The sequence below is a fragment of the Pseudoalteromonas sp. CNC9-20 genome (assembly GCF_022347875.1).
GTDB lineage: Bacteria > Pseudomonadota > Gammaproteobacteria > Enterobacterales > Alteromonadaceae > Pseudoalteromonas > Pseudoalteromonas ruthenica.
The window spans coordinates 318,305-344,201 of record NZ_JAKRFS010000003.1 but is presented as its reverse complement, the minus strand read 5'-3'; the positions used below and the strand labels follow the sequence as shown (position 1 = coordinate 344,201).

General features: G+C 48.9%; 25 protein-coding genes. 12 read left to right on the top strand and 13 right to left on the bottom strand.

The genetic code is table 11. The features are described from left to right. Positions 1-37 precede the first annotated feature (37 nt). Both MHM89_RS08710 and MHM89_RS08705 read right to left on the bottom strand, forming a co-directional pair. The gene (locus MHM89_RS08710; RefSeq protein ID WP_130148659.1) at positions 38-643 is read right to left on the bottom strand and encodes a fumarylacetoacetate hydrolase family protein; all 606 of its coding nucleotides are present in this window, start codon (positions 641-643) and stop codon (positions 38-40) included. 63 nt (positions 644-706) lie between these two features. Further along, a complete protein-coding gene (locus MHM89_RS08705) occupies positions 707-1,444 on the bottom strand; it encodes a hypothetical protein (protein ID WP_239408614.1) in 738 nt (245 codons plus the stop codon). Positions 1,445-1,595: 151 nt separating this feature from the next. Between MHM89_RS08705 and MHM89_RS08700 the strand changes: the two genes are divergently transcribed. Further along, entirely contained in the window at positions 1,596-2,729 is a 1,134-nt protein-coding gene (locus tag MHM89_RS08700) for a histidine kinase (protein WP_239408613.1), read from the top strand. Next, a complete protein-coding gene (locus tag MHM89_RS08695; protein WP_239408612.1) occupies positions 2,710-3,375 on the top strand; it encodes a response regulator transcription factor in 666 nt (221 codons plus the stop codon). The genes MHM89_RS08700 and MHM89_RS08695 overlap by 20 nt, the downstream gene beginning before the upstream one ends. Here the strand turns inward: MHM89_RS08695 and MHM89_RS08690 are convergent. Then, on the bottom strand, positions 3,365-4,783 hold the full coding sequence (locus MHM89_RS08690) for a diguanylate cyclase (RefSeq protein ID WP_239408611.1): 1,419 nt from the start codon (positions 4,781-4,783) through the stop codon (positions 3,365-3,367). The genes MHM89_RS08695 and MHM89_RS08690 overlap by 11 nt on opposite strands. Positions 4,784-4,911: 128 nt before the next feature. Between MHM89_RS08690 and MHM89_RS08685 the strand changes: the two genes are divergently transcribed. Continuing rightward, positions 4,912-5,145 carry a hypothetical protein gene (locus MHM89_RS08685; protein ID WP_045979681.1) on the top strand — a complete coding sequence of 78 codons (234 nt, stop codon included), beginning with the start codon at positions 4,912-4,914 and terminating at the stop codon, positions 5,143-5,145. A 57-nt stretch (positions 5,146-5,202) separates the two neighbouring features. Here MHM89_RS08685 and pepB read toward each other — a convergent pair whose 3' ends face one another. Then, positions 5,203-6,498, bottom strand: coding sequence for an aminopeptidase PepB (gene pepB / locus MHM89_RS08680; RefSeq protein ID WP_045979682.1), 1,296 nt, complete (start codon positions 6,496-6,498; stop codon positions 5,203-5,205). 78 nt (positions 6,499-6,576) lie between these two features. On the opposite strand from pepB, the gene sfsA reads away from it, so the two are divergent. Continuing rightward, entirely contained in the window at positions 6,577-7,284 is a 708-nt protein-coding gene (gene sfsA, locus MHM89_RS08675) for a DNA/RNA nuclease SfsA (RefSeq protein ID WP_022944265.1), read from the top strand. Here sfsA and MHM89_RS08670 read toward each other — a convergent pair. Beyond that, complete coding sequence (locus MHM89_RS08670; protein WP_239408610.1) at positions 7,256-9,814, bottom strand: penicillin acylase family protein; 2,559 nt, start codon at positions 9,812-9,814, stop codon at positions 7,256-7,258. The two genes, sfsA and MHM89_RS08670, sit on opposite strands and share 29 nt — an antisense overlap. A 151-nt stretch (positions 9,815-9,965) precedes the next feature. On the opposite strand from MHM89_RS08670, the gene MHM89_RS08665 reads away from it, so the two are divergent. The 8 genes from MHM89_RS08665 (at position 9,966) to MHM89_RS08630 (ending at position 16,476) form a co-directional block, all read left to right on the top strand. Further along, the gene (locus MHM89_RS08665) at positions 9,966-10,973 is read left to right on the top strand and encodes an AraC family transcriptional regulator (RefSeq protein WP_239408609.1); all 1,008 of its coding nucleotides are present in this window, start codon (positions 9,966-9,968) and stop codon (positions 10,971-10,973) included. Between the two features lie 193 nt (positions 10,974-11,166). Next, a complete protein-coding gene (gene dksA / locus MHM89_RS08660) occupies positions 11,167-11,610 on the top strand; it encodes an RNA polymerase-binding protein DksA (RefSeq protein WP_022944268.1) in 444 nt (147 codons plus the stop codon). 6 nt (positions 11,611-11,616) lie between these two features. After that, entirely contained in the window at positions 11,617-12,561 is a 945-nt protein-coding gene (gene gluQRS / locus MHM89_RS08655; protein ID WP_239408608.1) for a tRNA glutamyl-Q(34) synthetase GluQRS, read from the top strand. Positions 12,562-12,638: 77 nt separating this feature from the next. Next, positions 12,639-14,069: a polynucleotide adenylyltransferase PcnB gene (gene pcnB, locus MHM89_RS08650; protein ID WP_082079329.1), complete on the top strand. Its 1,431-nt coding sequence runs from the start codon at positions 12,639-12,641 to the stop codon at positions 14,067-14,069. Next, entirely contained in the window at positions 14,069-14,548 is a 480-nt protein-coding gene (gene folK / locus MHM89_RS08645; RefSeq protein WP_239408607.1) for a 2-amino-4-hydroxy-6-hydroxymethyldihydropteridine diphosphokinase, read from the top strand. The genes pcnB and folK overlap by 1 nt, the downstream gene beginning before the upstream one ends. A 12-nt stretch (positions 14,549-14,560) precedes the next feature. Next, the gene (gene panB, locus MHM89_RS08640) at positions 14,561-15,355 is read left to right on the top strand and encodes a 3-methyl-2-oxobutanoate hydroxymethyltransferase (protein WP_239408606.1); all 795 of its coding nucleotides are present in this window, start codon (positions 14,561-14,563) and stop codon (positions 15,353-15,355) included. Positions 15,356-15,367: 12 nt separating this feature from the next. Beyond that, on the top strand, positions 15,368-16,219 hold the full coding sequence (panC, locus tag MHM89_RS08635; RefSeq protein WP_045979689.1) for a pantoate--beta-alanine ligase: 852 nt from the start codon (positions 15,368-15,370) through the stop codon (positions 16,217-16,219). A 20-nt stretch (positions 16,220-16,239) separates the two neighbouring features. After that, positions 16,240-16,476: a hypothetical protein gene (locus tag MHM89_RS08630; protein WP_026111017.1), complete on the top strand. Its 237-nt coding sequence runs from the start codon at positions 16,240-16,242 to the stop codon at positions 16,474-16,476. A gap of 27 nt (positions 16,477-16,503) precedes the next feature. On the opposite strand, the gene MHM89_RS08625 is transcribed toward MHM89_RS08630, so the two are convergent. The 8 genes from MHM89_RS08625 to pilW form a co-directional block, all read right to left on the bottom strand. Beyond that, positions 16,504-16,887, bottom strand: a complete 384-nt coding sequence (locus MHM89_RS08625; RefSeq protein WP_045979690.1) for a VOC family protein — start codon at positions 16,885-16,887, stop codon at positions 16,504-16,506. A 92-nt stretch (positions 16,888-16,979) separates the two neighbouring features. Continuing rightward, on the bottom strand, positions 16,980-18,440 hold the full coding sequence (der, locus tag MHM89_RS08620) for a ribosome biogenesis GTPase Der (protein ID WP_045979691.1): 1,461 nt from the start codon (positions 18,438-18,440) through the stop codon (positions 16,980-16,982). A 90-nt stretch (positions 18,441-18,530) separates the two neighbouring features. After that, positions 18,531-19,703 carry an outer membrane protein assembly factor BamB gene (bamB, locus tag MHM89_RS08615; RefSeq protein ID WP_022944277.1) on the bottom strand — a complete coding sequence of 391 codons (1,173 nt, stop codon included), beginning with the start codon at positions 19,701-19,703 and terminating at the stop codon, positions 18,531-18,533. A 12-nt stretch (positions 19,704-19,715) separates the two neighbouring features. Next, positions 19,716-20,351 (bottom strand): tetratricopeptide repeat protein, encoded by a 636-nt coding sequence (locus tag MHM89_RS08610; RefSeq protein WP_022944278.1) that lies wholly within the window; start codon positions 20,349-20,351, stop codon positions 19,716-19,718. A 21-nt stretch (positions 20,352-20,372) separates the two neighbouring features. Further along, entirely contained in the window at positions 20,373-21,647 is a 1,275-nt protein-coding gene (gene hisS / locus MHM89_RS08605) for a histidine--tRNA ligase (RefSeq protein WP_022944279.1), read from the bottom strand. A 113-nt stretch (positions 21,648-21,760) separates the two neighbouring features. Then, on the bottom strand, positions 21,761-22,879 hold the full coding sequence (ispG, locus tag MHM89_RS08600; RefSeq protein ID WP_022944280.1) for a flavodoxin-dependent (E)-4-hydroxy-3-methylbut-2-enyl-diphosphate synthase: 1,119 nt from the start codon (positions 22,877-22,879) through the stop codon (positions 21,761-21,763). Positions 22,880-22,884: 5 nt separating this feature from the next. Then, positions 22,885-23,814 (bottom strand): RodZ domain-containing protein, encoded by a 930-nt coding sequence (locus tag MHM89_RS08595; protein WP_239408605.1) that lies wholly within the window; start codon positions 23,812-23,814, stop codon positions 22,885-22,887. A gap of 2 nt (positions 23,815-23,816) precedes the next feature. Beyond that, positions 23,817-25,883: a type IV pilus biogenesis/stability protein PilW gene (gene pilW, locus MHM89_RS08590; RefSeq protein WP_239408604.1), complete on the bottom strand. Its 2,067-nt coding sequence runs from the start codon at positions 25,881-25,883 to the stop codon at positions 23,817-23,819. Positions 25,884-25,897 lie beyond the last annotated feature (14 nt).

The window sequence follows — 25,897 nt, the reverse complement described above, 5'->3', positions numbered from 1 at the left end:
AATTCCGACTTGGTGGCACAAGCCTAATACTGTTTATTTATACAGTCAAGTTATCTCTTGCGCGCCAGCTCTGGCTCACTATCACCTCTTGGGAGAGCAGCAGCTGCGCCGTAAACTCAGCTCCTGCGTGTACTTCACCAACGCCTTTAGGGGTGCCAGTCATCAGCCAATCGCCCGGCTGCAGAGCCATAAATGTGGCCAGCTCTTGCACCGCCATAAGAGGCGGATACATCATATGCTTTACTTCACCGTGCTGTACTTGCTTGCCATCAATCAGTAAACGCACACCCAATTGCGAAATCTGTGCTTCGCTAATATCAATAAAGTCGCTCATCACCACGGCACCGTCAAAGGCTTTAGCACGCTCCCAAGGCAGTCCTGCTTGCTTGAGCTGGCTTTGCAGCATGCGCTTAGTTAAATCAAGGCCCACCGCTGCTTGAGTGAGACCTTGCTCGGTCATACGCAAGCAGATCTCAGCTTCGTAATGTAACCTATCGCCTTGATGCTGAGCATAAAGATGCTGGCTAAGACTACTGCTAGGCTTGTTAAATACCACCATCTGCTCTGGAATAGCATTGCCCAACTCGTGAATATGCTCAACATAATTACGGCCAATACATACAATTTTTCCCGGTAAGCTCATGGGCGTTATCTCTTTTTTCTTTATTTGCGGCTCAGTGTAACTGCCTTTGTAAAGAGCGCCAAGCTAGACACCATAGCGTCGACGATAGTGCTGCGCGGCGTACATCAAACCCGCGCTACCTATCAAAGAGGGTAGCAGCCAACCAATTAACTGGGCATCACTTCCTAGTACCGCATTAAATAGACGGCGTCCGCCAAAGGCACCAAAAGCGGTATACACACCAATACCGGAGCCTAACATGGCGCTCAGGTGCTCAATAACCCAGCTACGAGGCCGCACAGAGGGGCGGTAAATATAATGCGCCATAGTGACTGCGATAACCATGGCTAACACCGAAAACGCCAGCAATAACACTTGTTGCTGTTGCCACCCTAGGTAAAAGGTATAACAAGCACATAGAGCCAGTGCTGCAATAAGCCCAAGGTGAGCTGGCGTGCGTAATAAGGAACGCTGCTCCTTGGCCACCAACACTCGCCGACCATGATAAACCGACACCCACACTAACATTGACAACATGCTTAAAAACCATGCCATACGATGGTTAACCTGTAGATAGCGGCGCAACTCTTCTGCCGTGCTCAAGGTATCGATATTGCGCGCGCCCAACGGGTCTAATAGCACTAGTGCACAGCAAAAAAGGCCACTGCCTGCAATTGCGTACATCACATACGCATAGACCTTACCACTTTGATTGTGCAGCCGGGAGCCTTTGGCTGCGCACACTGGCAGCCAAAATAACACTAAAGCAATGCATCCTAATACAATATGTATATAAAGCGCCCCTTGATGTAACCAATACATAACTCTTCTCACTGTGTTGCCAATTAACAGTGTTAGAGTACAAACGCCAAGCTGGCACGGTAAGTCACATTCGTCATTTTGGCGCATGACATCTGTCACAACATGCGTTGCACTGCTGGTGTTAGATGCGTGCTGTGGATATAGTTAAGAAATGAAAAAATACTTTCGTTATCAGTTATCTTGGTTAGTGGTCGTGCTCGTAACTTGGGCCGTTATCGCGATACCGCGCATCATGGTCAACACTGAGCATGGGTTTACTGCATTAGCCACCATAGAAGTGGTGATACACACACTCATGTTGCTTTGCTTACTACTGGTCATAAACGAGCAAGAGCAAAGTTACGGCTACCCGGTACGCTATGTACTACTCGTTGTTATTGGCGCGGGCATTATCGGCCTGCAACTGCTCACTAGCGCAACACTGATTCTCATCTACATGGTGATGTTTAGCGCCATTTTAGTTTATTACTTGCCGCTGCGTTACTGTTACCTCAGCATTGCTGTTAACGCGGTACTTTTTTTACTCCTACAGCGATTTTATTGGCATCACCCATGGCCTGTTTTGAATACGCTTTCTACCAGCGCCTTTTGCTTATTCGCGTTAGTGGTGAGTCAACGCACAATGGCCGAACAGCAAGCCAAAGAAGCACTGCAAATCAGTAATGCTTCATTACAAACCACTCAAGCCTTATTAATCCAAGCTGGAGCAAGTGAAGAGCGCTTACATCTTGCGCGTGAACTGCATGATGATGTAGGCCATCAATTAACGAGCCTTATAATGCAACTAGATATTGCTCGGCGTACCGCCTCGGATACGCTTAAACCACAACTTGAACACTGTTATCAACATGCTCGGAAAACGCTTGCTAGTGTCCGCTCTGTAGTCAGTGACAAACGCAACCACAGCCCGATTGATTTACAGCCTACCTTAATGCAGTTAGCTGAAAACACACCACGCATTGCGGTGGTTGTACACTACCAAGCTCACCCACTGCTGACACAACTTAATTATGCCCAATGTGTGCTGCGCTGTGCTCAAGAGGGAATTAGCAACGCTTTAAAGCATTCGCTTGCTACGGAGCTACATATACATTTATATAACCATAACCCACTGCGGTTGACGATAAGTGACAATGGTGGTCACTTACATAATCCAGTACCTGGCAATGGCCTGTTAGGGTTAAAGGAGCGCGTTGAAACCTTAGGCGGCACGTTTACGTTCACCCCCAATAGTAAAGGCATGGTGTTAAATGCGGAGTTTCCCTATGCAAACGACAGCCATTAAAGTTCACCTGGTTGACGACCAACACTTAGTTCGTGCAGGGTTGGCGAGTTTGCTGGCGCTCGATAAGCGCATCCAGGTCAGTGGTGAGTCTGTGGACGGCCAAGCCTTTTTAGAGTGTTATCAACAGGGAAACGTGGATGCGGATGTAATTCTACTGGATGTACGCATGCCACGATTAGACGGCATAGGCGTGCTACAGGCACTTGCGAAGTACCACGCGCCACCCTGCCTTATCTTAACCACCTTCAACGACAGCGACATTTTGTTTCGGGCTATTGAGCACAACGCCAAAGGATTCATGCTCAAGGATGCATCACTGGAAGAGTTGGTTGCGGGGATCATAGCACTCTCGCAAGGCGGTAGCGTATTACAACAAGCACTAAAAGAGGCGGTGATGGCTAAGCAGCGCGGTGCAATAACACCACAAGTACAGGGCTTAACAGCGCGCGAACAGCAAATTTTACAGCTTATTTGTGCAGGCTATGCCAATAAAGAAATCGCCGCTAAATTACACAAAGCACCAGGCACTATTCGCAACGCGGTATCGACGATATTAACTAAACTTGAAGTGCGCGATCGCACCCAAGCCACCATTAAAGCCATCGAATTAGGCCTGTACTGCGCTGCGAATACACCTAGTGATTAATACACACTTGATTACGACCCTGCTGCTTTGCCTTGTAGAGGCTTCCATCCGCACGACTGAGCGCAGAACCGATATCTTCACCTTGGTTAACGTGAGTAACACCGATGCTGCACGTCACGCGAAGTTCGGGGTAGTCATCAAAAGTAAGTTCACTAATGGCGATGCGAATTCGCTCGACAATGCCACAGCCTTGCTCAAGGTGGGCACTGAGCAACAATACAAACTCTTCACCACCAAAACGAGCGGCTAAGTCATGCTCACGTAATTGCTTGGTGAGGCAGTAGGCCACGCATTCCAACACTTCATCACCAGCCTGATGACCAAAGCGGTCATTCACCTTCTTAAATAAATCTAAATCGACGACCGCAATGCTGCTACTTTTTCCCTTTAGCCCACCGCAGCGTAAGCTGTGCTCAGCGGCATCCATAAAGGCATTTCGCTGCATTAACTGCGTCAAGTCGTCAAACCGAGCTTGGTGCTGCCAATAGTGTTTTGAATCGGTCTCATTGAGTAATTGCGACTGCAATAGCCGCCCACCTATAGTCAACATAGAAAGGGTCACAATAAACGATTGCAGCATAAACAATGACTGCATGGGGGTATCTTGAATAAAAGGGCCAAAGTCATGACCAAAAAGCACCACCAGCGCCGCCACAACGGCTAGCAATACCGAATAAACAAAGACACTGGCGCAGACAAATATCATCACCAGTACGCAAGGCAAAACAGCAAAAATAAAGCCACCGAGCCAGAGTTTGGCTGTGAGCATCGCCGCCAAAGCCAGCACAATCGCTGCACATGCCAGCGCCGATTGGCGCAGTGGCCATTGCTGTTGCTTCACAAAAGCATCAAAAAATGCGTAGACCAGCAAAGCACCTAAAATGTCGGAAAACAGCAATTGCAGCACATACTGAGCAAAGAGTTCGCTACCAATATACCCACCTAAAATAAGGTTGACCGTTAGCATCACCACAGACAACGCAATAGGTAGCAGATAAACTCGCACAACCAAGGTGACCAAGTCTTGAAAGCGGCTTAAGCCACTTTGTAAATGGCGTTTAACAAGCCCCGCCATCACCCAAGGCGCAAGTGTATCAATCAAAGCCGCGATACTGGTATGCACTACCCCATGGGCCATGTCCGCCACCTGCATACCAGGATAATTAGCAGCGAAACTTGCAATAAAAACCACAATGGCCGATGCCTTGCCCAATCGCAAATACATCACTAGCGCTACACCGACACTGAGCCAAATCAAGGTGATATTAGCAGGCTGAGTTGCCATAAAGGTCATACCGAACTGCGCTAAAGCGTAGTACAACAGGCCGCCAATCAATAGCTTAGGAAACGTATTGAGATGAGGTAAGCGCGCGCTTGCATGAGATTGTGCTTTTACTGTCGGTGTCACAGCGAACCTGTCTAATGATTATTTATTATTTTGGGACGAAATATACCTTGTATGAGGTAGATCAATCCAATAAAAATTTACATTTGCTTAAATAATAGTCGCAAAATGTGACTAAAAGTGATTACCCCATGCAAAAAACCACCCAACTCACCCTATTAAAATGCATCATAGTATTGGGACTGTTGCTCATTTTGAGTGGTCATAGCCTGCTTGTCGTGGATGGATTCCGCCAGTATTTTGGTATGTACAGCTATATGCTTGGCGCTATGTGTATTGCTATTGGGCTTATTCTCTCGCTCCCCACCAAAATATATCTAACCATTTTATTAATGCGCCATGAGGGCCACGATTCCAAGCTTTAGGTTAATTTTAGGCATAAAAAAAGCGGCGCAAGGCCGCTTTCTATCGAAGTGTTAAAGTTACGACTTTTCTTGTAGCGTACGTGCAACCGTACGCATGCCTTGTGTCGTTGCCCCAGCTGCCCACATGCCCGTAGCGGATGTTTGAAACGCTGCGGCTAAATCGATATGCACCCAGCCTTGGCCTTCATCACGAACAAAGCGAGACAAGAATCCGGCGGCGTTTGAGGCGCCACCAAAACCACCACCTTTTTGTGGACGACTATTAGCGGTGTCAGCATAAGGTGATGGACAGTTGTGCTGGTGGAACTTCTCTAATGGCAACGGCCATGCACCTTCAAATTCTTCTTTAGCGAAGCCTTCAACATCGCGCACCATGTCTTTGTCTAAGCCAAACAGAGCGTTATATTCCTGACCCACAGCCACTAACGCTGCGCCCGTTAAGGTGGCTGCATTAATAATGGTTTTCGCCCCAGACTCACTGGCGGCCATCAAACCATCAGCTAGCACTAGGCGGCCTTCGGCGTCGGTATTCACAATTTCCACTGTGGTGCCGTTTTTATAGGTCAGAATGTCACCAAGTTTATATGCGTGCCCTGAAATCAGGTTCTCGGCACAACAAAGGTATAATTTTACTCGCTTATCTAAACCACGACTAATTGCCAGAGCCAAGCCTGCGGTGACAGTTGCTGCACCGCCCATATCGCACTTCATGCCCAGCATTCCTTCGCTCGGCTTGATTGAATAACCGCCAGAATCAAAGGTGATCCCTTTACCAACAAGTGCAGAAGCCACTTCAGCGGCATCATCACCTGTGGGGTTAAAATCAAGCTCTAGTAGCACCGGTGGGCGCTCACTACCGCGACCTACTTCGTAAATACCAATCCACTGCTGCTCTTTTAGTGCTTCGCCTTTAATAATTTGATAGCTGACATGCTCAGGCGCCAGCGACTGAATAAACTCACCCGCCTTTTCTGCCAGGCTTTCTGGGTAAATTTCTTCTGCCGTGCCGTTGATCATCTGGCGCATCCAAGTCGCTGCTTGCTTAAGCGCTTGCAGCTCCTTAATGTCGCTTTGGTCGTTATCAACAAAGCTCACCCCATCGAGTACCTTAGGGCTAACAAAGCCTTGGTAGAATGCCCACTGACTTTCAGTGCACCAAGTATCGCCGCTTAACTGCACCGCTTTTACGCCTTGATTAGCTATGGCGCGGCCCGCCTTTTGTACGTTTTTAAGGGTTTCATCTTCACTTAAGTGCACCGTGGCACCTTGTTCATTGAAAGACACTGATGCAGATTCGCCCCAATGACTAGGCGCAGCTTGTTCACTTAGGTGTACTAAAAATTGTTGACTCATGTGGGTCCTCTTGGACTGTGATTACAATTACTCGCAGTTTACACTAGGGCTATGCAGTTCTAAAGCGAAGTGAGATTAATGTTATTTCCTGCCCCGTTACAAAGCGCCATCCTGCTAAAGCGCTATAAACGTTTCTTAGTGGATTTGCGCGACGAAGATGGTAATGAGTTCACCGTGCACTGTGCTAACACCGGTAAAATGACCGGCTGTGCCGAGCCTGGCGTGCACGCCTACTACTCCACCAGCGACAACGCCAAACGCAAATACCCGCATAGTTTGGAGCTCAGTAGTAACGCCCAAGGGGATTTAATTTGTGTTAATACCGCCGTGGCTAATAAAGTCGCCATTGAGGCCATCAACAACGATGTGATCGAAGAACTGCAAGGCTATGAACAACTACACAGTGAAGTAAAATACGGTGCAGAAAATAGCCGTATCGACATACTGTTGCGCGATGCCGACAAAGCAGATTGCTATATCGAAGTAAAATCGGTGACCTTACTTGAGCACTCAGGACAGGGTTACTTCCCCGACGCGCAAACGCTACGTGGGCAAAAACACCTGCGCGAGTTAACCGCCATGCGCCAACAAGGAAAGCGGGCGGTGTTACTGTTTGCAGTGCTGCACAGCGGCATCAACCAAGTCAGCGCCGCCGCCCATATTGATCCGGTTTACGCCGACCTCCTGCGCCAAGCGCAGCAAGCCGGCGTTGAAGTGTTAGCCTATAAGGCCCGCATCAGTGCCGAGGAGGTCACCCTCACTCAGCGCTTGGCTTTTCAAGACTAATACTCATCTCGGCAATCAAGTTGTTGCTAATGTCGCCCTCAGAAAAATACAGCGGGCGCAAAGCGGCTTGTTGCGAATAATAACGGCTTTGATCGTCGAAGTGTGGTGAGTCTGAGTGTGCGCTCTGAGACATGGTCAGCAACCCTTTGGCAACCGGGCCGTTCTCGGTAAAGTTCATCACAAACATCCAGCTTGAGCCATAGTTGACGGGGTAACCAGATGCACTGAGATTGGAAGCCAGTGGTGCGCCGCTAAGCGCATCATTGAGCGCGGGGTAGCTGACATAGGGGATCACCGTCGAATCGGAAAGCCCACGGCGGTCAAAGCGAAATACATTAAAGCCGCCTTCAACATGCATAGGGCCAGCCCAGGGGAGTTTTTCTCCTGAGGCCATGCCCCCGGCCAGTGTTTTTTCAACGAACTGCAACTCACCTAAGGTCGCATCCAGGGCAAAACCATTGTCGGTCACATTTAGTACCGCATGCGCCAGAGCTCGCAATGCTGAGCCATCGGGGCGCAACGTATTCGGAGTATTTGCAGCATCGATGCTGGAGAAGTTATCAAACAAGTGCACTGCTGGGTCAAATAAGTGTGCAAACTCACGGATCAGCGCAGCGCCTTTGGTCTGCAAGGTCATCTTGCCGTCAAACTGAGCCAACAGCGCGCAGGCATCACTTAAGTCAACCGCCCGACCATCAAGGTTAATAGGCTCGTTGCCCTGAGCCTGACATTGATTTACCAGCTCCGGAAAGACCAAGTCATAAAGGTAAATATCATTGCCTATTAACGCTTGCTCGAGCTCAGCTAATGAGAACTTGCCGTCTTCGCCACCGCCTTCACGCAGTAGCTTTAGTCCCATGCGCGTGCGCAGTGATTGCGGGTATTGCACGTCACCATATTGCGCGGCAAATCCTGACAGCGGTTGCTCGGGGTTGGTAAGCCAATAACTGTCATTGGAATTTTGCACATAATCGCTGCGCTCTAACTTCGGTGCCTCAGCATAAGGCACGACACCATCAGCGGCAAATAATGAGGTATCGCCAGGGACTAAATCGAACCCTGTTTGCTCACGTAATGCCACTAATTGTGGCTCTAATCGCAGCGCCAAGTTAGCGGTTTCCCCTACTTTTAGAACGGTGGAGTCATCAATAAAAAAGGCATTGCCGTGCTTGTCCGCTGCCATAGTATTGTTAAAGGATACGCCATCAAATTCGGCAAATGCTGCTTTCATGTCGTCCAAGCTACTGGCGGCATTCATACGCGACCAAAAGCCTACCACATCCATATTAAATTCGTTGGCATCTTTAATGGTAAATGCATGACTGTCACTCCACCCTAATCCTTGCGCGGCTGGGGTCTCGATCATCAAGCCTTGATGTGAGTAATAGTAGTCTTTCGTCAAGGTAATACTCTGCCCTGGTGCAATGGCAACATCGACATTGATGGTTTTGCTGTTAATGGCCATAGGCTCACCATCTAAGGTGTAACTTAGGCGGTCATTGTCACTGAGCGCTAACTGGTAAATAATGAAATGCCGAGCCTTGGAGAAGGTGTGAGTCCAAGCGACATGCTCATTAAAGCCGATATTGACCACACCCGGCATGCCCTGCAAGCTGCCGCCCATGACATTGAGTGATTCAGGAATGGTCAAATGCGATTGCCAGAACCTGAGGTTACCGCGATGCGGAAAATGTGGGTTCGCTAACAAGCCACCCATGCCATTTTCCATTTTATCTTTACCTAACCCCCAACCGTTCGAGCCCAAGTGCTCATACTTCTTTTCTAGCTTTAAGGTTTTCGTACGGGCATTCAAATTGGCGGCAAAACTCTGCGCCACCGCCCCGTTTTGGGCCATAACTGGTAGGTATTCATCGCCCTCACCAGGGTTGGCATAAAAGGCTAAATCAAGAAAGTTGGCTGAGCTGGCTAATTGCACCGTAGCCATAGAGTAGGCCAGCATATCTTCAGGGGTGAGCGTGATCACCCAAGGTTGTGAGGCGCACTCGGGGGCCAGATTATCAGCCCCGGTGTCACTGACATACTTATTAAACCCAGCAACAAAGCCTTGATAATGGGCGCGACTTTGCGCATCGAGCTGGTCGTAGTTTTCTGCAGCGTAGTCATTAACGCCCAAGGCCTTATAGCCAAAGTCCGAAATCAAATGAGCGGAGTCGCCGCTGCCAGGGACTTCATCTGGGCCAAAGTAACGACTACGGTGGCCTCGTACTTTGACGATTTGATCCATCAACACACAGGCGTTGTCTTTGGCATAGGCGTAGCCACTACCAAATGCCAAGCTCTCAACATTGTCTGCTTTAATATGGGGGACGCCATAAGTGGTCCAACGTATATCAGCGTTTAAGGTACCATCGTCATCAAATAGCACCAGAGGTTTAGGTTCAGGGTCCGGTTGTACTGGGTCCGGGGTTTCGACCACAGGCGAGGTATTGTCATCGGAGTCAGAGCCGCAACCATTTAAGGTTAGTGCGCTGATGACGGCAAGGCACAGCGGCGTAAACGATATTTTCATAGGGTGTCCTTCTCTATTGTTATTCTACTTGCTCTGCTTCACCTTGCCCTAAGCTCAGGTGTAAATCTTGACCTATAACGCCAAAAATTGACTTTACGCGCCAATTAGCGCAGCGTGGATAAAGAACAATAAAATAATAACAAATAGCACTATGAGTCCCTCTTTTGTCAGCCATCAAGTACTGCGTTCTTTGGTTTTGTTTTTAGAAACAAAGGGGCTGAAACGAGCCGACGCCTTGCACCAGCTGCGCTGCGATGAGCAGGCACTACACCAGCCCAGTGAAAGTTTTCACCTTGGCCATTACCACCGTCTAATGCTTTGGGCGCATCAGCAACTCAATTGCGCACATATCGGCTTATACTTTGGCGTGCAATTGGACCTTGAGCGCTGGGGCGTGCTTGGTCACCTTGCTGCCGTGAGCCCTAATTTACACCGGGTCATTGACTACGGACGTCGATTTCATCCATTAGTGCGCCACACCCAAAGCCTCACCTTTCATCAGCGAGCGCAAACGCTAACTTTAGATTTAGGGCCCACGCAATCGCACTGTTACTACGTAATTGATGAGCTTTTTGCTAGCTGGCTAAGCTTTGCTCGCATGTATGTTTTGCAAGCAGAGCAGCTGACGCCGGTTGCCGTACACCTAATGCGCTCGCCACCTAATAACACCAAGGAACAGCGTATTTACGAAAACGTGTTTAAATGTCCAGTGTATTTCAATAGCAGCACTAACAGCATGACCATCGCAAGGGGGTTGCTTGGCCAACCTCTCAAGCAGCCCGATACTACCCTAGAGCAGCTGTTACTGCATCAAGCTCAACAACAACTGGATGCGCGCTTTGATTTACGTGAAAAAGTAAAACAACAACTGGTAGCGCATTTGCCACAGCGGCTCAATGTAGAGCAAGCGGCGCAACTGTGCGCTGTGCCAACACGTACACTGCAGCGTCATCTGGCGCAGCAGCAAACAAGCTTTTCGCAATTATTGGATGAAGCCCGTGCGCGTCTGGCTTTACAGCTCTTTGAATCCGGCTACAAAGCCATTGATATTGCAACAAAACTTGGTTTTTCTGAGCAAAGTGCGTTGCAACGAGCTTTCAAGCGCTGGTACGGCAAATCACCAAAACGTTATCTTATTACAAAAAACAACTTGAAATAGTGATCAAGAACACCATATAAAGCTGAATTAAGAAAAGAATAAACGCCACACTTTATCGTTCCTTTTTACCAGTCATGATGGATTCAGTCGCCATCGGGTTAAGAAAAAAGTGTTTGCTAAGGGGGTGGTATTCTGCTATTTATAGCCGCCGGTTATTTCCGGGGACTGTATATTAAGGATTTAGGAGAGTGTTATGCCAGAGCAGCGTAAACTAGGGTTAATCGCTCAGGCGGGGTTAGAACCGTATCAAGAACAGCCAGGCGAAGAGTATATGAATGAGCAGCAACGTGCTCACTTTCGCAAAATTCTGGAATCATGGCGTAACGAACTGAGAAACGAAGTTGACCGCACCAAGACCCATATGGCGGATGAAGCGGCTAACTTTCCAGACCCAGTCGATCGTGCCGCGCAAGAGGAAGAGTTCTCTTTGGAACTTCGCACTCGTGACCGCGAACGTAAGCTAATTAAAAAGATTGAAAAAACCCTCACACTTATCGATGAAGACGAGTTTGGTTATTGCGAATCTTGTGGTATTGAAATCGGTATTCGCCGCTTAGAAGCGCGACCAACTGCAGATTTGTGTGTGGACTGTAAATCACTCGCTGAGATTAAAGAGAAGCAAGCCGGTCGCGGTTAATCAACCATGACAACTACGGGTTTGGGCACGAGCACACCTGCCGCGCGCCATTACGTTGGCCGTTTTGCCCCTTCCCCATCCGGTCCCCTGCATTTCGGCTCTCTGGTAGCTGCTCTTGGTAGCTACCTAGATGCCCGCTGTCATCATGGCCGCTGGCTCGTTCGCATTGAAGATATTGACACTCCACGCGTCAAAGCCGGCGCTGATACCGACATTCTAAAAACCCTCGAAGCCTATGCACTGCATTGGCATGGTGACGTCGTTTACCAAAGCCAACGTTTAGAGCGCTATCAAGCAATCACCGATGAACTTTATGACCGAGGTTTAATTTACCGCTGTCAATGCACTCGCAAACAAATTAAAGCCATGGGTGGCGTCTATGATAATCGCTGCCGCAACTTGACGGTGAGCGGTGATGAATATGCCCTCAGATTAGTTCAAAACCAGATTGTCGAGCGTTTTCAAGACCGCCTTCAAGGCGAGGTAAAAGTGTTGACGCAACAAGCACGCGAAGACTACATTATTAAGCGCCGGGACGGCTTGTTCGCATATCAACTGGTCGTGGTCATCGATGACATTGACCAAGGCATTACTGATGTTGTCCGTGGTGCCGACTTACTTATCCCCAGCGCACGGCAAATCGGCTTATTTACTGAATTAGGGGCCACTCCACCGAGCTATATGCACCTGCCGTTAGCTGTGGCCAGCCCAGGCTTTAAGCTGTCGAAGCAAAATTACGCGCCAGCTATCGAGCGCGCACACCCTCAACCAGCTCTATTAGATGCATTACGCTTTTTAGGTTTTCAACCTGACCCTGAACTGCTCCATGAGCGCGCTGCAACCATTGTTGATTGGGCTGTTAGCCAATACCCTAAAGTACAGCTGCGTCAGGCCCTAGAAGTGCAAGTAAGTGAAGATGAAGCGGGCAACACCGAATTAACCACCCTATAAAGCCGTGATTTTTTGCTCCCTCGCTTAATTTTTCCGCCGCGCTGGTATATTATAAGCCACTTCTAAAATCGCCATAAATGCAGCCTAGGAGAGCGATTATCATTTCCAAATTGTTTCATTTTTGCCGACAAGCACTGTCCGCAAAAGAGCACATTGACGCCCACTCAGCAACCGTAGGGACGCTCGACGAGCCGGTGATTATCCCCCGCAGCGAGCACGGGATTTCGCGCAGCCAGTTTAGTCCCAACGCGTTAAAAGTATTATACCGACTCAAAGACGGTGGTTTTGAAGCCTATCTGGTCGGTGGTTGTGTGCGCGATTTGCTACTGGGTCTGCAACCAAAAGACTTTGATGTCGTTACTAATGCGACGCCAGAGCAGGTTAAGAAGCTGTTTCGTAACTGTCGTTTAATTGGTCGTCGCTTTCGTCTCGCGCATATCGTATTTGGCCGCGAGATCATTGAAGTCGCCACCATGCGTGGTCACCACGAGGCGCAAGACTCAAAAAATAACGTCAGTCAGTCATCTGAGCATGGTCAACTGCTCCGCGACAACGTCTACGGTACTATCGACGAAGATGCCGAGCGCCGTGATTTCACTATCAATGCGCTGTACTACTCAATTAAAGATTTCTGCATTTATGATTACGCTAATGGCGTCGCAGCCATTAAAGGCCGCCGCATAGAGCTTATTGGCGATCCAGAGACACGCTACCGCGAAGACCCTGTGCGGATGTTGCGTGCCATTCGCTTTGCCACCAAATTAGACATGAGCATTAGCAGCGCTACAGCAAAACCCATTACTGAATTGGCTGACTTACTTGCGCATATCCCGCCAGCTCGTTTGTTTGAAGAGTGTTTGAAGTTGTTTTTGGGCGGCAAAGCCGAAGCTAATTTCCATGCTTTGCGCCAATATGGGTTATTTAAGTATTTATTTCCCGCATTAGACAAGCTGCTTGATGCCAACCCTGGTGGTCAAGAAGAGCGTTTTATAGCGCAGATGTTTGCCAATACCGATGTGCGGATTAACGGCGATAAGAAAGTTACCCCGGCGTTTATTTTTGCCGCACTGCTGTGGTTCCCGCTGTTAGAGCGTTGTCAGTTGTTGATGCAACGCGATCAATTGCCACATTTTGAAGCCTTGGCTGCGGCCATGAACCAAATTTTATCGGAAAACGCCCAACATGTGGCAGTGCCTAAGCGTTTCACGCTAGGAGCACGAGACATTTGGCACATTCAACACCGCTTTGATAAACGCGGTGGCCAACGCGCCTATCGCCTGAGCCAGCAACCACGCTTTAAAGCCGCTTACGACTTTATGTTGCTACTGGTAGATAGCGGTCAAGAGGACCTAAAAGAGCTGGCTGATTGGTGGAGTGCCTACCTTAATGCCGATGTGAACGGTCAAAAGATGATGGTCAAAGCCCTAGGAGGCAATAACCGCCCTCGTCGGCGTCGTCGTAGCGGCGGCTCACGCAACCGCAACAAACCTAAGGGTGAGTCACAATAATGACTCAGGTGTACTTAGGATTAGGTGCAAACCAAGGCGACCCTATCGCCCAATTACACCATGCTATTACTGAACTCAAGGCTCTGGCGGGCACCACAGCACACCGCTGCTCGGCGCTGTACGCCAGTAAACCTATGGGACCGCAAGATCAGCCCGACTATGTGAATGCGGTGCTCGCAATGCAATGCACCTTAAGGGCGCACCAACTTCTCGATGCCACTCAAGCGATTGAACAACGACTCGGTCGAGTGCGCAAGGCCGAGCGCTGGGGGCCACGTACTTTAGATATCGATATCCTCTTATTTGGCGAGCAATGCATTGATGATGCCCGCCTCACAGTGCCACATTACGGTATGAAAGAGCGTGAATTTGTGCTCTACCCACTTCATGAGCTAGCTCCTGATTTACATCTACCAGATGGCAGCTCGCTGCAACGCCTCGTGGCCAATACCCCACGCAATGGCTTAGAACAACTCTAATAAGGACAGCATATGGCGAAGATCTCAGTTTCTACTCTGGCAAAGAAAAAACAAGCAGGTGAAAAAATAACCTCGCTTACAGCCTATGATGCCAGTTTTGCCAAACTTTTTGCCGACAATGGCGTTGATGCCGTATTGGTCGGTGACTCCCTAGGCATGGTGCTGCAAGGCAGTGATGATACGCTCGCAGTCAGTATAGAGGATATTGCATATCACACGCGTTGCGTTCGCGCTGGCAGCCGCGATTTGTTTGTCATCGCTGATATGCCATTTATGACTTACAACACTGTTGCAGCAAGCTGCGAGAATGCAGCCAAGCTGATGCGTGCTGGTGCCAACATGGTTAAGGTGGAAGGCGGCGAGTGGCTGCATGACAGTATCCAAGCCCTCACTCAGCAAGGCGTGCCGGTCTGTGGACATTTGGGGCTAACGCCGCAATCGGTCCATGTATTTGGCGGCTTTAAAATTCAAGGCCGTGACCAAGCGCAGGCGCAGAAAATGATTGCCGATGCACAGGCGTTAGAGCAAGCTGGAGCGCAGCTTTTGGTACTTGAATGCATTCCAAGCGCCTTAGCCAAAGCCATCACCGATGCGGTGAGTATTCCCACTATAGGCATTGGCGCGGGCAACCAGACCGATGGACAGATTCTAGTTATGCATGATTTAGTCGGTATTTCCGCAGGGTATATTCCTAAATTCTCGAAAAACTTTCTTGCCGAAACCGGTAACATGCCTGCGGCGGTGCAGAAGTTTTGTGAAGATGTAAAAAGTGGTGCCTTTCCTGGCCCTGACCATGAATTCAATTAGACGAAGATAGCTATGCAGACTACCAGCGAAATTCGCTCACTACGCAGCCAAATTAAGTCTTGGCGCCAAGCGGGGTTGAGCATCGCCTTTGTTCCAACTATGGGCAACTTACATGAGGGGCACTACTCACTTGTTGATAAAGCGAAAACGTTAGCAGATAAGGTGGTCGTCAGTATTTTTGTTAATCCCATGCAATTTGGTGCCAATGAGGATTTAGATGCGTACCCGCGTACCTTAAAAGCTGATCAACAGGGGTTAAGTGAGCGCGGTGCCGATTACTTATTTACTCCCACAGTACAAACCATCTACCCCAATGGCTTAGAAAGTCAAAGCTATGTTGACGTCCCTGGCGTATCATTGGGTTATTGCGGCGGTGCCCGCCCAGGACACTTTCGCGGTGTTGCCACTGTGGTCACTAAGCTGTTCAATTTAGTACAGCCTGACTTCGCCTGTTTTGGCGAGAAAGACTTTCAGCAGCTACAAGTCATAAAAACCATGGTGCGCGACCTGTCCATGCCTATAGAGGTCATCGGTGTGCCAACCCAACGAGATGTGAATGGTTTAGCACTAAGCTCTCGGAATAACTATCTTAATGAAGCGCAAAAGCAGCAAGCGAGCACCTTGTTCACTACCTTGCAATGGGTCAAAGAACAAATACAGGCCGGTAATAACGACTTTGCCGACTTGGAGCATCAAGCTATCGCCCGCATAGAACAGCAAGGACTGCGTATCGATTACTTTAATGTGGCTGAGCGCAATCGACTGACAGCAGCGACAGCCAAAGACTCTGAGCTGGTGTTATTAGTGGCCGCCTATTTGGATAAAGTGAGACTTATCGATAATTTAACGCTAGACTGCAGCTAAGTAACAGAAAAATAAAAGGGATGAATACCATGAAAGCGATTTTCGCGTTAGCTTTAGTCGCCGCTCTAAGTGGCTGTCAGAACAGTGTGGAAAACCCTGAGCTTAACCAGTGTGCGCAGCAAAATTTTCAGTGTGAAACCAACTGTAGCAACAGCACCGTTGAAGAGAGTATGACCAACACCGTGTGCGTGGCCCAGTGCCAAGAAATCTACAACCGCTGTAAAGAGCAAGCCGAAAAGCTCGGCGAAATTCAATAACCAAACAAGCCGCCTAGAGCGGCTTTTTTATGGCTCATTGCTGAGCACAACTAAAGTCCCCTCCAGGGTGCGCACATAGGCGTAGGTGAGCCCTTGATGAGTTGCCGGTGGCGACAGTGGTTCAGCCCCAGCGGCCACCGCTTTAGCAAAGCTCTGGGCAACATTATCGCAGCATAGACTCAACTCAAAGCCCAGTGCCGGTTGCTTTGGCTGAGTACGGATATATTCTTGGCGAAAGCGTGATTGCGCAAATGGATGGCTGGCAAAGGCGATTTTGGCGACCCCGCAGGCTAGTTCGCCGTAAGTGCCTTGCTCGTCAATGTAGTGTGTCGATAAACCAAAAGCTTGGTAATAAAAATCCAGCACTTCTTCGACATTATCAACGAAGATAGTCGTCCCTACGCACTTCATAGCCACTCGTTTTATTTCTGAACAATAGCTTAAGAATAGCGCTAAGGGCGTATAAAATAAACAAAAACGGCGCTCTAATTGCGCCGCTTTCATTACTTACCTTTAGACTCTTGGCTGATTTTTTTCAGCTTCCGTCGCTGTGATAAGGTCATTTTATTACTGCGTCCCGCATAAGGGTTATCCCCTTCACGGAATTCAATTTTGATCGGCGTCCCCATGATGTCTAGAGCTTTGCGATAATAGTTCATTAAGTAACGCTTATAGCTATCCGGCAACTCATGCACTTGGTTACCATGAATAACGATACGCGGTGGGTTATAGCCGCCCGCATGCGCATACTTTAACTTCACTCGACGACCACGCACCAAAGGTGGTTGGTGATCCGCCTGTGCCATATCCATGATCCGCCGTAACATCGCCGTACTAATGCGTTTAGTGGCGCTATCAAAGGCTTCTTCCACCGACTCAAATAAATGCCCTACCCCAGTGCCGTGCAGCGCTGAGATAAAGTGAATACGCGCAAAGTCAACAAAGCCAAGACGACGGTCTAACTCAGACTTAATACGGTCTTTGACATCGGTATCCAGTCCGTCCCATTTATTTACCGCCAATACCAAGGAGCGTCCGGCATTGAGGGCAAAGCCAAGCAAGCTTAGGTCTTGATCGGAAATGCCTGTGCGCGCATCAATCACCAACAGCACGACGTTCGCATCTTCTATGGCCTTGAGCGTTTTAATCACCGAAAACTTCTCAACCACATCACTGACTTTCTTGCGCTTTCGAACACCGGCGGTGTCTATCAACACATACTCGCGCTCATTGCGAGTCATAGGAATATAAATGGAGTCTCGTGTGGTACCTGGCATATCATAAACAATCACCCGCTCTTCACCAAGGATACGGTTAGTGAGTGTTGACTTACCAACATTAGGACGACCAATAATAGCCAATTTTATGGCTTGATTCTCCAGCTCTTGCTGAGCTTCGTCACTCAGCTCACCGTCGTGATCAAACGCAGCAAAGGCTTCTTCCTCAGTGTCAGCCTCTAATGCGCTGAGCTCCTCGATAACCGGGTGCAATGCTGTAGTAAGTAGCCCAGCTATACCACGACCGTGGGCAGCTGCAATCTGGTATACTTCTCCGAGGGCTAACTGATAAAACTCCGCACAGTTGGAATCAGCATCGATACCGTCGGTTTTATTTGCTACCAAGAACACCTTTTTTTCCTGCTTACGCAGGTGGTGGGCAATGGCCTGATCAGCCACCGTCATGCCAGCACGAGCATCGACTAAAAACAGCACCACATCGGCTTCATCAATCGCCAACAGCGACTGCTCTGCCATTTCTGTTTCTATGCCCTCTTCAGAGCCATCGATACCACCGGTGTCGACCACAATAAAGTCATAGCCATCATAGCTCGCTTGACCATATTTACGATCACGAGTGAGCCCGGGAAAATCAGCAACGAGCGCATCTCGAGTGCGAGTTAAGCGGTTAAACAATGTCGACTTACCAACATTAGGTCGCCCCACTAAGGCGATCACAGGAAGCATAATATACCTCTTAAACAACAAAAAAGCTCCGCCATGACCAATTGGCCTGAAGGCGAAGCCTATTTTAGGGCAAAGCCCAATTAATCTAACTTACGGCGCTTTAACGGCGCTTACTTCGCCATCGCGCGTGACAATGATCAAGCGATCATCAGCAACCACAGGTTCAACGTAAAACCCTGAGCCATCAAACTCGTGACGAGCGACTAACTCACCGCTGTTGCGGTCTAACCAGTGCAAGTTACCTTCTTGGTCACCCACAGCGAGGTAATCACCTAGTACTGCAGGGCCTGTGATATACCAGCCACGCAGTGCTGGCTGTGACCAGCGTTCGATCCCCGAACTCTTATCTAAAGCATAGATAACACCATCAGAATCGACCACATAAATCGTAGTACCAACAATACTGAATTCGCGGTAGCTGCTGTATTCACGTTTCCAGACCACGTTACCAGAGCGAATATCAACGGCAGCTAAGTTGCCGTTATAAGCTAAGGTGTACACCATAGAGCCGCTTACTTTGGGCTCAGTGTCAACGTCGACTAAACGTTCGAACTCAGAAGCACCTTTAGGCTGGGCAATATCTGCCTGCCACGCGGCAAATCCACTGTCAGAAATAAGCACAGATAACTTACCCGTCTCTTCACCCACTAAGACTCCGCCATTCGCGACAGTGGGAGCACTTAGGCCACGCAAGGTCAACGGCGGCACTTCTTGCTCATAGCGCCAGCGCTCTTCCCCGCTATCAGGGTGTAACGCCAGTAACTTACCCGAGCCTAAGTTAACGTAAACCAGGCCATCTCCGGCGGCGGGCTTTGATAGCGCTTCACCGGGAACACTTTTACGCCAAATGACCTCACCAGTTTCTCGGTCAAGAGCAACCACTTGGCCATGCTCCGAGCCGATAAATAGCTTGCCATAGGCTTGCAAGATACCACCTGAGAGTTTGGCGCTGTCTGTGCTTTCCCATGGCCAAAACGAGGCGTCTGCGCGCACATCGTTCTCCCACAAGACGTCGCCATCAGTTAATGACAATGCTTGTACTTCACCAAAACGCGAGGCAACAAAGACGCGGTCTTTATAAACAGCGGGCTGTAAACGAGAAAAATAATGCTCTACACCATCTCCCACAGTTTCTTGCCACAACACTTGCGTTTCAAACTGGTTGGCAATCTCTGGTAACACCAACTCATCTTCATCACTGGAAGAGCAACCGGTGAGCGACGCCATACACAGTGCTAAGCCTGCCAGGGTTAACTTTTTCATACTACCCACTCCTTAAGCTGCTGGAGTCTGCTCGGCTAAATCGTCTAACTTCACTTGTAGTAAAGGGTTACTCTCTAAACCGCCATTGTCTGCTGCCGCTTGGTACGACGCCCGCGCTTGTGCTTTATCGCCTTGAGCTAGGTAAATATCACCCTTGAGCTCGGCAACATTGGCCTTATAGCTTTCAGGTAACTGCGTATCAAGCGTTGCCAGTGCCGCATCATAGTCTTTCTGAGCTAGTTGAATACGCGCTAAGCGCGTGGTAGCAATCGCTTGCAATTCTGCTTTGCCAGCATTTTTTTGTGCCCACGTTAGCTTCTCAGCAGCCAGAGCTAAGTCGTCATTATCAACCGCTTCTTTCGCTGCAACGAAAGCCGCCAGCACGGCATAGCTCGAGCCATTGTACTGCTCAATAAAGGCATCACTTTTAGCAACTACATCACTGTCTTGTGACCCAGCACCTTCAATCACCTTGTTAAAGGCATCAGATGCTTGCTCGGCGCTGCTTAACTGGTTTTGGTTATAGGCTTTCCAGCCATATAAGCCACCTAGACCGATAACAATACCTAGGCCTAGCGTAATACCATTTTCTTTGAAAAAGCGCTTAATCGCTTCTGCTTGTTGTTCTTCTGTTGAATAAATTTCCATTATTACCTCGTAGACTCAGGTCTAAATCATCTCAGCCAATAGCTGGGTAATTTCATTCAAGGAGTGGGTTGCTTGTGGTTTTTCTTCACGCAGGTATTTCACTGTCACCACTCCCTGCTCAAGTTCGTCTTCACCGAGGATCAGCGCTACTTCAGCACCGCTCTTATCGGCTCGTTTTAATTGTTTTTTAAAGTTACCACCACCGGCATGTACTAACACTCGTAAACCTGGCACTTGCGCACGTAACTGGGCAGCAATAACGGGGGCTTGAATACTGGCTTTGTCACCCATTGCTGCAACGTATACATCGGCGTCACGGCGAATGTCGCCGACGCTATCTAATGCTTGCAACAACAACACCAAACGTTCCATACCCATGGCAAAGCCAACAGCCGGCGTCGCTTTACCACCAAGTTGCTCAACTAAGCCATCGTAACGGCCGCCCGCACAAACTGTGCCTTGGGCACCCAAACTATCAGTCACCCACTCAAACACAGTGCGGTTGTAGTAATCAAGACCACGCACGAGTTTTTCGTTAACCTGATATTCGATACCCGCTGCGTCTAAACGTTCACATAAATCTGCAAAATGTGCTTTAGATTCATCATCTAAGTGCTCAGATAACTTAGGTGCGTCGGCCAAAACAGCTTGTACATCAGGGTTTTTACTATCAAGCACTCGCAGTGGGTTGGAGTGCATACGACGCTTTGAATCTTCATCGAGCTTGTCTTCGTGCTGCGCTAGGTAAGCAATAAGTGCATCACGATATTGTGCACGCGCTTCATTGGAGCCCAACGAATTAAGCTCGAGGCGCACATGCTCGCTAATACCAAATTGCTGCCAAAGCTGCGCAGTAAGCATGATCACTTCGGCATCAATATCAGCACTGGCAATACCAAACACTTCCAAACCGAACTGATGAAATTGGCGATAACGACCTTTTTGAGGGCGCTCATGGCGGAACATAGGCCCCATATACCACAGGCGCTGTTCTTGATTATACAGTAAACCATTTTGGTTCCCGGCACGCACACACACCGCTGTGCCCTCAGGACGTAAGGTGAGGCTATCACCGTTACGATCGGCAAAGGTATACATTTCCTTTTCTACGATATCAGTCACTTCGCCAATAGAGCGCTTGAAAAGATCGGTTGATTCAACGATCGGGAAGCGGATTTCTTGATAACCGAAAGAGGCCACACACTGGCGCAAGGTATCTTCCACTTTCTGCCAAACTTGTGTATCACCCGGTAGGATGTCATTCATCCCACGGACTGCTTGAATTTGTTTTGCCACTGATAATCCCAAAAATTCTGTTTAGGCGCTCAAGCGCCGATGTCAAAGCGTCGATAAATTAAGCGCGCCATTATAGCCTTTTGCGCCGCTACCACCAAGTAGCAGAGCAAGGCTTAATCAACTAATTTAACGTCGATTGGCGTTTGTTGTTCTTGTTTAGCGAGGTAATCGCGCACTTGCTCTTCAAGTTGATCGACAATGTTATCGTTATCGATACGCAGCTTTTGTCGCTGACCGTTGATATACAGGCCTGAACGGCGATTTGCCCCGGCTAAGCCAATATCACTGACCAAGGCTTCACCCGGGCCATTGACTACGCAGCCGATCACAGAAACGGTCATCGGCTTGACCACGTCTTCGAGGCGCTCTTCAAGCTGGTTCATGGTGCCGACCACATCAAACTCTTGACGCGAACAGCTTGGGCAGGCAATAAAGTTAATACCGCGCGAACGTATACGCAACGATTTAAGGATGTCAAAGCCGACTTTAATTTCTTGCACAGGATCGGCCGCCAACGACACCCGTAAAGTATCACCAATGCCCTCGGCTAGGAGCATGCCTAAACCGACTGCTGACTTCACCGAGCCAGAACGAAAACCACCTGCTTCGGTGATCCCTAAATGCAACGGCTGATCAATTTCTTGTGCTAACAATCGGTATGCGCCGACAGCCAAAAATACATCGGAGGCTTTGACGGACACTTTAAACTGGTCGAAGTTGAGACGCTGTAAAATTTCCACATGACGCATCGCCGACTCAAGCAGAGCTTCAGGCGTTGGCTCGCCGTACTTCTCTTGTAAGTCACGCTCTAGTGAACCGCCATTAACACCGATACGAATCGGAATATTACGTTCACCAGCGGCATCGACTACTGCTCGAATTCGCTCTTCATTACCGATATTCCCGGGATTAATACGTAGGCAATCAGCGCCGTACTCAGCCACTTTAAGCGCGATACGATAGTCAAAGTGGATATCCGTAACTAGCGGAATATCCACTTGTTCTTTAATGCTTTTAAACGCCTCAGCCGCCGCCATAGTGGGCACTGAGACACGCACCAAGTCTGCGCCTGCTTGCTCAATAGCTTGAATTTGCTTGACTGTGGCATCGACGTCCATGGTGTCGGTATTGGTCATGGACTGCACCGCAATTGGCGCGCCGTCGCCAATAGGCACATCACCTACATAAATACGCGTCGATTTGCGGCGTTTGATCGGTGACTCTGAAAACATACTACTTACTCTGTTAACGGTAATGAAAATTTAGCGAGGCGGTTTTTCGGAAACTGTGAAATATCAACCGCTTCACCATTTAATTCGATATCAACAACATCGTGTTTGCCAAGCGTGACAGCAAAAGGCGCTTTGCCAATGAGTTCAAGCTCTTGTCCTGCATTTTTTATATCGTAAACTAGGCGCTTACCATCAGCATCTTCTACCGCCACCCAGCACTCACCGCTAAAACGCATATATACACGCTGCTGACCACTTTTTAAGGGCTCGCTTTGCACTGCAGTATTTGCTGTAGGTGCTGCATCAGCAGTCTCTTCACGCTCTTCTGTCGCAGTGTCAGACAGTGGCTCTTGCGCGCTCAGCGTCGTCGCTGATTGTTGTGCTTCGGAAGCGGGTGTTTGTTGACTTTGTTCTTGGATTTCGCCACCTGGTTGCACTGGCTGTTGCTCAGCGTTTTCAGGCCCCTCACTGGATATTGGGTTCGAGCTCACAGTGCTGGACTCTGGGGTAGACAAACTCAGCGGGTCATCACTATTTTGCCACCACCAAATAGCGGAGGAGCCCAAGATGATGGCCAGGATAATATAGCTTACCAGCATCAAGCGGCTGTCATGGGCTTCTTTTTCAGTTCTTCGCGAAAAGCTTTGCATGGCCGCGATTTGTTCACTGTCATCTTGTGGGTCATAACCCTCAAGCAATTCTTTATGATCTAGGCCTACCACTTTGCAGTAAGCCTTCACATAGCCTTTAACAAAGATCGGCGGGCCGAGCTTTTCGAGGCGGTCATGCTCTAAATCATCAAGCTTTTGCACTGTCAGGTTCAGCCTTTTCGCCATTTGTTCTTGGCTTAACCTGTGTTGCTCCCTCGCTTGTACTAAATATTTCCCTATTTCTAATGGAGCACTTTCCTCTGTTATTTCACTATTTTCGCTCATATTTAATAGTTTTGAGGATCAACTAAATACAGTTTCTCGCCGGGTACTAGGCGAGCGCCCTCATCTAGCTGATTCCATTCCATTAGTCGTTGCAGAAGAATGTTATACTGGGTGGAGATACTAAACAGCGTATCTCCTTCTTGCACAGTATGATAAATGTTCGGCTCTTTTAAGTAAATTTTACTACCACTGAGCACGTGATCTGCGCTCTTAAGGTTATTCCATTCACGCAATGTGCTTAAGCGAATATTATAGCGTGCAGAAACACTGAATAAGGTCTCCCCTTTTTTCATTACGTGATAAGGCAGCGCCAGTGGGTCATCACTATCGACCTGTGCGCCTTGAGCGATAAACTCGCTGACCCCTTCACTGAGCTCAGTATTACTTTGCTGTACCACCACATCTTCACTTGCGAGGGCCTGTGCATCGGACGCTTGCGTACTGTCTACAGGCGTGGTGGTGTCATCGCTCTCATGCTGTGCAGGGACATCACTCACCTGTGCCATTGCTTGTTCATCGGTGGATAAAGATGGCGGCTCGGCGCCGTCATTACTTTCGGCCACTACGTCAGATGCACTGTCAGCCCCTTCGCTTTGGGTCGCTACTTCAGCATTTTGTTGCTCAGCAACCGTGTCGACCTCATCGGTGGCGGCTGTGGTTGCAAGCTCATCTTGTGCAGCGGAGTCATGCTCTGGCAAATCGGCCGGTGACGTTGATTGTTCATCAATTTCGGCGCTTGCTTGCAGCGCTTCAGCAGGCTGTTGCGGTGCACTCTGCGCGCCATCGCTATTATCGTCACTCGGCTGTGCTGCAGGTTGCGCAGCTGACGGCTCTGGATTCGGGGTCGTTATCTCGTCACTGGTATCGGTGGTCGTGACCACCGCAATGTCCTGAGAGTCTGCATTAACCTGCTCGGTAGCACTTTGTTCGGTTTGAGTCGCTTCAGTATCTGAGGTTTGTGCTTTAACAGCTTCTGCGGCTGTATCCACCTCAGTATTTGCTGCTTCTACCTTGTCATTTGTGGTTGCTGCATCGTCATTTGCAACTAGGTCGCTATTTTCATGAGCACTGTCGACCATTTCTTGAGTCTGCTCGGCACTGCTGGTTGCGGCCTGTTGCTGCGCTGGTGAAGTGATGACTACCGGCGCTGTGGTAGGCATTGTCGAGGTGCTCGACTTTTTCTTCATCACCTTGATTTTTGGCTTGGCAACGATGCGGTCATCTTGCATCACCCCTTGCAACTCAGAAAGTTGGTGTTTGCGATACTGCTCTCGCAACTGTTCAAACTCACTGGCGCTATAGCGCTGCTCGCGGACAATACGCGCTTCAATCGACGACGGGTACGTCAGCTCGATGGTTTCTGCTAATTTACGCGCATCTTCCACATGACCCATACGATCTTGAATCAAATAACCAAGTAACAATGACCGCGATGAAACTCGTCCAGTGCGCTCATAACGCTGGAGCACCTGCTGTGCTTTATAAAAATCGCTTTTAGCATAGTGCACTGCAGCTAAATTAATGAGGCTGGATGCACGTAAAGAACTGTGATTCAACGCTTCTTCAAGGTAGGACTCAGCGGCATCAAATTTATCAAATTCGAGTGCGCACAAAGCTAAGTTTTCGTAGCTTTCCGCAACCCGTAAATAGCTTGGAATTTCGATTGCTGACATAAACTTGTCAACTGCGCCTTCATAATCGCCAATATCACATAAAAACACCCCATAATTATTCAAGGTGTTTGGATCATTCGGCTCGAGCTCAATCGCACGTTCGTAAGCATCTTGGGCACGCTGATGCTCACCGACTCGTTGATAGTAGTAAGCCATCGAGTAATGTACTTCAGGAAGCTCTGGTGCAAACTTAGCTGCGCGTTCGAGGTTATATTTAGCTTGTGTGCTGTTGCCCTGCGAGAGATAGTTGAGGGCTAAAGAGATGCGCGTACGCGCGGCGTCGACATTATTTATTCGTTTTTCTACTACAGGCCGGTCGCTGCCCACATAGGTGCTTTCGGTTACACACCCGCCTAAGGCGAGTAAACTGACACTGGTCACTAAAAGCTTGCGCATGGCGTCGCCTCGTT